Origin of the sequence: Lentzea aerocolonigenes (genome assembly GCF_000955955.1) — a bacterium.
Lineage (GTDB): Bacteria > Actinomycetota > Actinomycetes > Mycobacteriales > Pseudonocardiaceae > Lentzea > Lentzea aerocolonigenes_A.
In genome coordinates, this window is record NZ_JYJG01000543.1 from 1 (window position 1) to 8230 (window position 8230).

The 8230-nt window shown below is 69.3% G+C and carries 10 protein-coding genes; 2 read left to right on the plus strand and 8 right to left on the minus strand.

The genetic code is table 11. The features are described from left to right. Positions 1–236: hypothetical protein (locus UK23_RS53450; protein ID WP_045318228.1), on the plus strand; the 236-nt coding region annotated here is incomplete at its 5' end. Here UK23_RS53450 and UK23_RS46280 read toward each other — a convergent pair. Next, on the minus strand, positions 233–1456 hold the full coding sequence (locus UK23_RS46280; RefSeq protein ID WP_052685652.1) for an MFS transporter: 1224 nt from the start codon (positions 1454–1456) through the stop codon (positions 233–235). The genes UK23_RS53450 and UK23_RS46280 overlap by 4 nt on opposite strands. Before the next feature lie 100 nt (positions 1457–1556). On the opposite strand from UK23_RS46280, the gene UK23_RS52385 reads away from it, so the two are divergent. Further along, positions 1557–2456 carry a LysR family transcriptional regulator gene (locus tag UK23_RS52385; RefSeq protein ID WP_045318229.1) on the plus strand — a complete coding sequence of 300 codons (900 nt, stop codon included), beginning with the start codon at positions 1557–1559 and terminating at the stop codon, positions 2454–2456. 2 nt (positions 2457–2458) lie between these two features. On the opposite strand, the gene UK23_RS54425 is transcribed toward UK23_RS52385, so the two are convergent. The 7 genes from UK23_RS54425 to UK23_RS46320 are packed head-to-tail and all read right to left on the minus strand — an operon-like array spanning position 2459 to position 7883. Then, positions 2459–2653, minus strand: a complete 195-nt coding sequence (locus UK23_RS54425; protein ID WP_045318230.1) for a tautomerase family protein — start codon at positions 2651–2653, stop codon at positions 2459–2461. An 11-nt stretch (positions 2654–2664) separates the two neighbouring features. Then, positions 2665–3477, minus strand: a complete 813-nt coding sequence (locus UK23_RS46295; protein ID WP_045318231.1) for a DUF6282 family protein — start codon at positions 3475–3477, stop codon at positions 2665–2667. Beyond that, entirely contained in the window at positions 3470–4126 is a 657-nt protein-coding gene (locus UK23_RS46300) for an RraA family protein (RefSeq protein ID WP_045318232.1), read from the minus strand. The genes UK23_RS46295 and UK23_RS46300 overlap by 8 nt, the downstream gene beginning before the upstream one ends. Further along, positions 4123–4491, minus strand: a complete 369-nt coding sequence (locus tag UK23_RS46305) for a hypothetical protein (RefSeq protein ID WP_045318233.1) — start codon at positions 4489–4491, stop codon at positions 4123–4125. Before UK23_RS46305 ends, UK23_RS46300 begins: the two co-directional genes overlap by 4 nt. Then, positions 4481–6283 carry an isocitrate/isopropylmalate family dehydrogenase gene (locus tag UK23_RS46310; RefSeq protein WP_052685650.1) on the minus strand — a complete coding sequence of 601 codons (1803 nt, stop codon included), beginning with the start codon at positions 6281–6283 and terminating at the stop codon, positions 4481–4483. The genes UK23_RS46305 and UK23_RS46310 overlap by 11 nt, the downstream gene beginning before the upstream one ends. Beyond that, positions 6280–6963, minus strand: coding sequence for an alpha/beta fold hydrolase (locus UK23_RS46315; protein ID WP_045318234.1), 684 nt, complete (start codon positions 6961–6963; stop codon positions 6280–6282). The genes UK23_RS46310 and UK23_RS46315 overlap by 4 nt, the downstream gene beginning before the upstream one ends. Continuing rightward, entirely contained in the window at positions 6960–7883 is a 924-nt protein-coding gene (locus tag UK23_RS46320; RefSeq protein WP_052685651.1) for a hypothetical protein, read from the minus strand. The genes UK23_RS46315 and UK23_RS46320 overlap by 4 nt, the downstream gene beginning before the upstream one ends. Positions 7884–8230 lie beyond the last annotated feature (347 nt).

The following is an 8230-nucleotide window of genomic DNA, read 5'->3' on the forward strand; positions in this document are numbered from 1 at the left end:
AGAACTGGGCCTACACCTACGTGTGGGACTCGTATGCCGCACTGCCGGGCGGCTTCAGCTCCAGCGCCGCCATGGTCGTGAACGGCGACCGCGACTTCAGCAGCAACGTCAACGGGCGCAACAAGCAGGACGTCTGGTCCGAGGGCACCAAGACGCTCACCAAGTGCACCAGGGCCTACGGCGAGGTGTGGGGCGACGGCAACGTCTACTGGGGACAGACCGACGAACGCTGCTAACGCTCAGACAGTTGCGTGCTGATCAACGTGATCAGCGCGACGACTGCCATCACCGCGGCGAACACGTAGAACGTCGCGGACAGGCCGATGTGGGTCGACACCGCGCCCGCACCGATGACCGGTACCGAGATCGCCAGATAGGCCACCACGAAGAAGCTCGCGAGCACCTGCCCGCGCTGGTGAGCCGGCGCAGCCTGGGTGACCAGCCGCGTGCCGCCCATGAACGCCAGGCCGAACCCGGTACCGGTCACCGCCGCACCCACCAGGAACAACACAGCGCTGGTCAGGAAGACCGACCCGGCGACCGTCGCCATGCCTGCGATCAACGCGACGCAACCGAACGTCGAGGCCCTGCGCCCGGACAACCCCGTGAACGCGAGCTGGGACAACCCGCCGACGCCCTGCACCGACAGGATCACGATGCCGGCGACCAGGTGGTTGTCGATGTGCAGCAACTCCTTGGCGAGGCTGCCGCCCAGCGCCAGGTAGAGGCCGCCGACCGACCACGCGGCGAGCACCCCGAGACAGCCGATGAGGAACGTCCCCCGCATCTGCCTGGGCACGCCGATCCGCTGCGGCCGCAACACAGTGCTCAGACGGATCGGGGCGGGCTCGACCACCGTCTCCGGGATCTTCACGGCGATCACCAGAAGCAGCACCGCGCCGACCACCGCCAGCAGCAGGTACGGCGTCACCAACGGCAGCGGCGCCCACTGCGCCAGCGCACCGGAGACCACCGCGCCGGCCGCGATGCCGAGCGAGGTCGAGGTGCTGTTGACCAGAGCGGCGATCCGGCTGTCGCGGCGCGGGTGCAGGTCGGTCAGCGCGGCGCTCGCGGCTCCGGTGAAGACGCCGGTGGCCAGGCCCTGCACCAGGCGCGCGACGCACAGCCAGAAAGTGCTGTCCGCCACCATGAACACGACCAGGCTGCCCAGCAGGCCCAGCACGCTGCCGATCAGGACGGGGCGCCTGCCGATCCGGTCGGACAGTCCGCCCGCGAAGAGCAGGGTGATGACGACGCCACCCGCGTAGAGGGCGTAGACGACCGTGAGCGTCGCGGCGGAGAAGTGCCACCGCGCCTGGTAGTCGACGTAGAGCGGGGACGGCGTGCCACTGGCGGCGAGGGCCAGCGCGATCGCCGCGGTCACCGTCCAGAACGCGAACGGCGAACGAGAAGGAAGCTTCTCGGCGACGTCGGGCAGGGTTGCCTGCGTGGTCATGCGCATTCTTCCTTTTGTTGCCAGGATCAGCTCGACCGTAGTGCGCGAATGTCGCGGTGTCGAAGACGTGTCGCGCTATACCGCCTATGATCAGCGGGCTATGGCACGATCCTGGGGGGACGAATTGGACGGGCTCGACGGTCTGGAAATCCGGCATCTCCGGTATTTCCTGGCGGTCGCTCGGGCGGGCAAGATCATGACCGCGGCGCAGGAGCTGAACATCGCCCAGCCCAGCCTCAGCCAGCTGATCGGGCGGCTGGAGCGCAGGCTGGACCTGGTGTTGTTCGACCGCACCGCACGCGGAGTGGAGCTCACGGCGGCGGGAGAGGTGTTCCGCCGCGGAGTGGAACGAATGCTGAGCGACCTCGACGAGGTGCTCGCCGAGGCGGGCTCGGCCGCACGGGTGGCGCGGATCGGCGTGTGTTCCGGCGTCGCGCCCGCACTGCTCGGCGACATCGAGAACGCCATTGTCCTCAAATCGGAGACGCCTGTTCGTGTGGAGTTCCGCGCGGAGACGTCGAGCCGCCAGCTGGAACTGCTCAGGACTGGCGAGCTCGATTTCGCGATCGTGCGGATGCCGTTGGACGACGGCGACTTCGAGGTGGCCGTGGTGGACGACCAGGTGCTCGGCGTGGTCCTGCACACCGAGCACCCGCTGGCCGGCCGGGCCGCACTGCGGTGGACGGATCTCGCCGGCCAGCGCCTGCTCTGGTTCGACGCGCGCCGCGCTCCCGGTTACGCCCAGGGCCTGCTCGCCGAGCTCTCCGCACACGGGTGGCGGCCGCGGCTGCACACCGCGGACAACGACCGGCACGCGCTGTTCTCGCACACACTGCGGTCAGTGCCGAACCTCGTCGCGCTGAGGCCGCGTTCGACCGTGGACGGTGATCCCCAGCTGGCGTGGATTCCGATCGCGGGTGAGAACGCGCCGCGCGAACGACTCGGTCTCGCCGCGTTGCGCGACGGCGGCCACGGCGAGACCGTGCGGCGGATGCCCTGACGTCAGCGCGCGGTACGGGCGGCGATCGTCTCGCCGGCGATGCCCCAGTTCTCCTTCGCGGTCTCCTCGACGGTGACCCACACGGACTCGGGCTTCGCACCCGTCACGCGCACGTAGGTCTCGGTCAGTTCGCGGATCAGCTCGGCCTTCTGCTCGGCCGTCTTGCCGGCAACCTGGTTGACGTGGATGAGTGGCACAGCTCTTCTCCTTATCGGGCAATCAGTTCTGCGGGGTTGGTGACGGTGCAGCGGGTGATCTGGTCGACGGTCAGGCCAGCCTCGGCGAACCACTTCCCCGCCAGTGCGAGCCATTCGTCGACATCGGGTTGATCGGGCTGGCCGAGGTCCGAGCTGTGCACCAACCGCGGATGGGAGTGCAGGACCTCGGCGAACCGCTGCTCGTCGTGGTGGCCGAGCAGCCGGGTGAGCGCGGTCAGTTCGACGTACACCTGAGCCTGCGTGATCCCGCACATCGGATGCGTGGGGTGCGTGAGCAGCAGGCGGTCAAGCCCCAGCGCCACGGCCTCGTCCACGACCGTCAGCACCTCGGCACGATCGGCGTGTCCGGTCGCGATCACGACGGGCAGGTCCCGTGCCGCCCGCAGGATCTCGCGCACCGCCGGCAGCGACTCGCTGATCCTCTTACCGCGCAACGCGGGGACGTCCATCAGCGGGTGGAACGGGACGCGGTTCAGCCGTGACGGGTGCGAACCGACCAGCGTCGGCAGGTACACCACGAGCCGGGGCCCGTCGTCGCCGTGCTCGAACACCGCCCGTTCCACGGTCCTGATGTCGAGCCCGCCCCCGATGTCGTTCAGCGTCACCGATCCCGACACCGGCAGCCCGTCCTGCCTGGCCTCCCACGCGGCCGCGGCGGTGGACCCGAGGTGGCTCTTCACCACCACCCAGCCGCCCAGCTCGGCGTACCGGCGACCGGTGGCCAGCACCGAACGCCGCCTCCGGTAGAGGTCCGCGCCGGCGTGGTGGTGCAGGTCGACGAACCGGGCCAGCGGCTCAGGCATCAGCCCGCCAGGGGGTGGCGTAACCGAACTTCTCGCGCGCCTGGTCCAGCCTGCTGCCCGCCGCGACGGCTGCCGCGATCCGTCGTTCGGTGGCGTCGACGCGTTCCGCGCGGTCGGCCACCTCGGCGGCGTGCTCGGCCGGGATCACCAGCGCACCGCTGTCGTCCGCGAGGATCACGTCACCGGGTCGCACGAGAACGCCGTGGACGTCGACGGTCGCGCCGGTTTCCCCCAGCTCGACCCGGTTCTTGCCGCTCACCATCGTCACACCGGTGCTGAACAACGGGTATCCGGCCGCCCGGACCTCGGTGATGTCCCTGGCCGAGCCGTGCAGCACGGTGCCCCGCACTCCCCTGGCCTGCGCCACGACGGTCAGCAACGATCCCCAGTTCGTGCAGGAGGTGTCGCCACCGTTGTCCACCACGACCACGGACCCCGCGGGCACGTCGTCGAGGTAGTTGGCGGCGTTGCGGAACTTCGGGCCCTCGCCGACCGCGCGATAGGACACCGTGTAGGCGAGCCCACAGGTCTTCGCACCCGGCACCCTGGCCGCAACGCCGCTCAGCACACCTGTCAGGCCCATGCTGTCCAACGCGTCGGACACCGCCGGCGTGTCCAGTTCGGACAGCCGCTCGATGATCTCCTTCACTTCTCCCCCTCGTCCAGTGCCCGGACCGCGCTCCAGGCGTAGAAGGCGGCGGCAGCCTCCGCCACCTCCGGCCCGCGCTTGGGCACCGACAGTTCGAACGTGCTCGTCCGCCCGTCGACATCGACTTCAGCGGTCAGCGTGAGAGTGCCCGAGTACTCGACCGCTCCCCCGGACCACCAGGACCTGGCTTTGACCGCCAGCTCGGGGCCGCCGGCCCCGGTCGCGCGTTCCAGGAACAGGCCACCGGCGAAGTCCGCATCCACAGTGGACAGGGCGAACTTCCTGGCCGCGAGCTCACCGAAAGCATCACGACCGGACCGGCTGACCGTGTGCTTCGCCAGCACGTCCTCGATTTCAGCGGGCAACGCCGGACCGGGGCAACGCCGGACCGTCGACCGGCCTGGTCACCGTCACGTCGACGTACGGGTAGCTCCACAGGTAGGAAACCTTGACCTGGTCGGCGATCGGCGCGAGCACGGCGTCCACTTCGGACGCCACGTCTCCCTCGATCACACCCAGCAGCCGCCACGTGCTCGACTCCGGCGCAGGCCCGGCCGGTAGTTCGGCCACGGCCGCCTCGGCCATCGGCAGGCACTCCTTCGGCGGTCCGGGCAGCATCAGCACGATGGTGCCCGGCAGATCGACCCTGGCGCCCCACGCCGTGCCGTTGCCGTTGGGCAGCAGACTGCTCCCGGCCGGGAACAGCGCCTGCCGGCGGTTGTCCTCGTGCACCGCGAGACCGAACGACTCGAGCCTCGCGCACACCGCCTGCCACGCCGTCTCGTCGTGCTCCAGCGGCAGATCGCAGGCCGCGGCCACGGCGTCCCGCGTGACGTCGTCGGACGTCGGACCGAGACCACCGAGCACCACGACCACGTCGTCGGCACCGATGCGCGAGCGCACGCCGTCCCGGATGTCCGCGAGCGTGTCGCCCGCTGTCATCCGGCTGCGCACCTGGTAGCCGGCGGCGTGCAGCAGCTTGCTCACCGCGGTGCTGTTGGTGTCCGTGACGGTGCCGCTGAGCAACTCGTCACCGACGGCGATCACCGAGGCCTGCCGCTCCACGGCACCGGACGTCAACGCGGTCTCGACAGCGGCGGCGGCGACCTGGGTCGTCGCGACACCGCCGAGGTCATAGGTGACAGCGCGACGAGCGCGGGCAACGGTCCGCACGGCTGAGCGGATCTGCTCGGCCGGAGCAGGCATGCCCAGGTGGCGCAACAACATCGAGACGGTGAGGAAGAGCGCCATCGGGTTCGCCTTGTGCTGCCCAGCCATGGCCGGGGCGCTGCCGTGCACCGGCTCGAAGTAGCTGCCGTGCTCGCCGATGTTGCCGCTCGGGGCGAGCCCCAGCCCGCCCATCACGCCGGCGCCGAGGTCGGACAGGATGTCGCCGAACATGTTCTCGGCGACGATCACCCCGAACCGTTCCGGCCTGCGGACCATCCACAGCGCGACCGCGTCCACGTTGAGGATCTCGGCCTCGATCTCCGGGTACCCGGCCGCGATCTCCTCCAGCCTGCCGCGCAACGCGTTGCTGCTGGCCCGCAACACGTTCGGCTTGTCGGCCAGCGTCAGCCGCCGGTGACCTCCGGCCCGTGCGTGCTCGAAACCGAAGCGCAGCAACCGGTCCACGCCGAACCTGGTCTGCAGCCGCAGTGTGGCACTGGTCTCCTCGAAGCCGGACGCCTTCGCGTTCGGGTGGTCCTTGACCACGTTCCACAGCGCCGGAGTCAGCCCGTGGAAGTCCAGACCGGCGTACAGACCCTCGGTGTTCTCCCGGATCACGTCGAACGCGAACCGGTCCGCCCGCACGTCCGCGACCGGGCGTACGTTGGCGTACAACGAAAGCCGCTGCCTGAGCTGCACGACGGGCGAGACGTAGGTGAGCCCGGTGCCGCGCAGGTGCCCGGCGAGCTCGGCCTCGGCCTCCCGCACCGGTTTGCTGGTGATCGCGCCGAGCAGGCAGGTGTCGGTTTCCTCGAGCAGCTGCCAGGTTTGTCGCGGCACGGCATCCCCGTGCTCGCACCACGACCTCCAGCCGACGTCGCCGAACCGGAAGTCGAGCGGCAACCCCATCCTGTCGATCACGGGCAGCACCGCGTCGACCACCTCGGGCCCGATGCCGTCTCCCGGCAGTACGGCAATGCTCTTCATCGGGTGAGGTTCTCCTTCACGAACCGGGTGATCTGGTCTGCCACGAAGTCCGGGCTGTCGTGGTGCGGCCGCATTCCCGCGCCGGGCACCACGGCGACGCTGCCGGCCACGTGCTTCTCGGAGACCAGCTGGGATCGCTCGCCCACGAGGTGCAGCAGTGGCCCGGTGTGAGCGTTCACCTCAGCGGTCAGGTCGATGCCGAACAGCAACCGCAACCCGTGCGAGACGCGTCGGCACGCGATCGGATCTGCCGCCATCGGCGATGCGTCGGGCACCGGAACACCTTCTGGCGCAACAAGTTCTGCCAACCGGTGCAGCGCTGTCGTGAGATCGCCTGCCGCTGCGGGCCTGGCCACTGACTCCAGCCTGCTCGCCAACGTCTGATCGGCCTTCGTCGGCGCGGACACGAGCAACACCGGCACGGGCCCCAGTGACGGCAACAACTTCTGCGCCACCGCACCGCCGAGTGCGTTGCCCACGAGCAGATCCGCCGACTTCGCCTCGACCTCCCAGCGTGCCGCGAGATCCGCCAGGCTCGTCACCGAGTCGTCCAGCCGGGACAGGGTGTCGACCACCTCGACCTGCTGGCCGAGGCGGGTGAGCTGCCGGATCACGGGCGTGAAGAACCTGCCTTCGTCCCACTGCGGCAGCACCGGGGCGAAGACCAGCGCGCGGGTCATCCTGCTGCGGCGAGGGACTTGGCGGCGTGCACGGCCTGCCGGTGGTCGTCGTGCACGATGCTGCCGCGCATCTCGACGGACAGGTCGAAGTGGCCCAGCACCAGATCGGGCAGCGGCAACGCGGGCGCCGACTCGGGCACCGTGCGGCCGAGCAGGTCCGCCAGGTGCAGCACGGTGCCGAGGTCGTAGGTGGTGCCGGAAGTGCGGTCCAGGTAGGCGATCCACTGCTCGGCGACCAGGTTGCCCGGCCCCTTGCCCATGCCCAGCACCGAGGAGTCCATCCAGCCCGCACCGGCGTCGACCGCCGCCATCGCGTTGGACATGGCCAGGCCGAGGTTGTTGTGCGCGTGCAGCCCGACCTCGGCGTCGGCGACCGACCGGACGAGCGTGGTCAGCCGGGCGGTCTGCTCCGGCAGCATGCTGCCGTTGGAGTCGGCGAGGTACACGACGTCCGCGCCCGCCTCGGCCGCGTTGACGGCGAGCTCGACGACCTTGCGCGCGGGCAGCTGCGAGACCCTGGTGAGGTTCACACACGTGGTGAACCCGGTGTCCTTGGCCTGGCGGACCGTGTCGAACGCCGGCTGCGGGTCACCGGCGGCGACGCACACGCGCAGCAGCCGCGCACCGGCGCGGTACATGGCCGGGATGTCGTTCTCGTCGATGTTGCGCGGGTGCAGGATCAGACCGACGTGCTCCGGACCGACCTCTTCGGCGATCGCGGCGATGTACTCGTCGTCGCCGCGGCCGGTCAGACCGAGGTTCGGGGCCGGCTTGAAGGAACCCTTGCGGTAAGCGATCTCCACCCAGTCGAACCCGGCGGCCACACTCAGCCGGGCATGTGCACGTGCGTAGTCGAGGTCGAATCCGAAGCCATTGCGGTAGCCGCCGTCCCGCAATGTGACATCGATGTTGACCAGCATCACAGTTCCCCCTGTACTGTTCCCCATCAGCTCGAATCGAGCCGCGATTCGAAGCTATTTTTTCGCGATTCACCGCGTCAAGTTGGCCTGCACCTATGACGGGTATAGCCCGCCGCCTATCCAGATCGATTCCGCTGCGCGCTGCGGCTGGTCAGGAGATAGCCGCGACTTCTTCGGCCACCGCGCCCGGAGCAGGCGTGTGTTCACGCCCACAATTCTTCCTCGAATTACTGGACGGTAACGTAAAACAGAAAGTAAAGAGCAGCTCTACCGAACATTTCCGCGTCCCCTGGTGTGGGCACGGCCCCGGCAAAGTCGTTTGTCCTGAATGCAAGGCGGGCACGGCG

Bases quoted from the DNA above. Each gene is read 5' to 3' on its own strand.
- UK23_RS46280 (WP_052685652.1), bottom strand. From the start codon at position 1,456: ATGACCACGCAGGCAACCCTGCCCGACGTCGCCGAGAAGCTTCCTTCT.
- UK23_RS52385 (WP_045318229.1), top strand. From the start codon at position 1,557: ATGGCACGATCCTGGGGGGACGAATTGGACGGGCTCGACGGTCTGGAA.
- UK23_RS46295 (WP_045318231.1), bottom strand. From the start codon at position 3,477: ATGCCTGAGCCGCTGGCCCGGTTCGTCGACCTGCACCACCACGCCGGC.
- UK23_RS46310 (WP_052685650.1), bottom strand. From the start codon at position 6,283: ATGAAGAGCATTGCCGTACTGCCGGGAGACGGCATCGGGCCCGAGGTG.
- UK23_RS46315 (WP_045318234.1), bottom strand. From the start codon at position 6,963: ATGACCCGCGCGCTGGTCTTCGCCCCGGTGCTGCCGCAGTGGGACGAA.
- UK23_RS46320 (WP_052685651.1), bottom strand. From the start codon at position 7,883: ATGCTGGTCAACATCGATGTCACATTGCGGGACGGCGGCTACCGCAAT.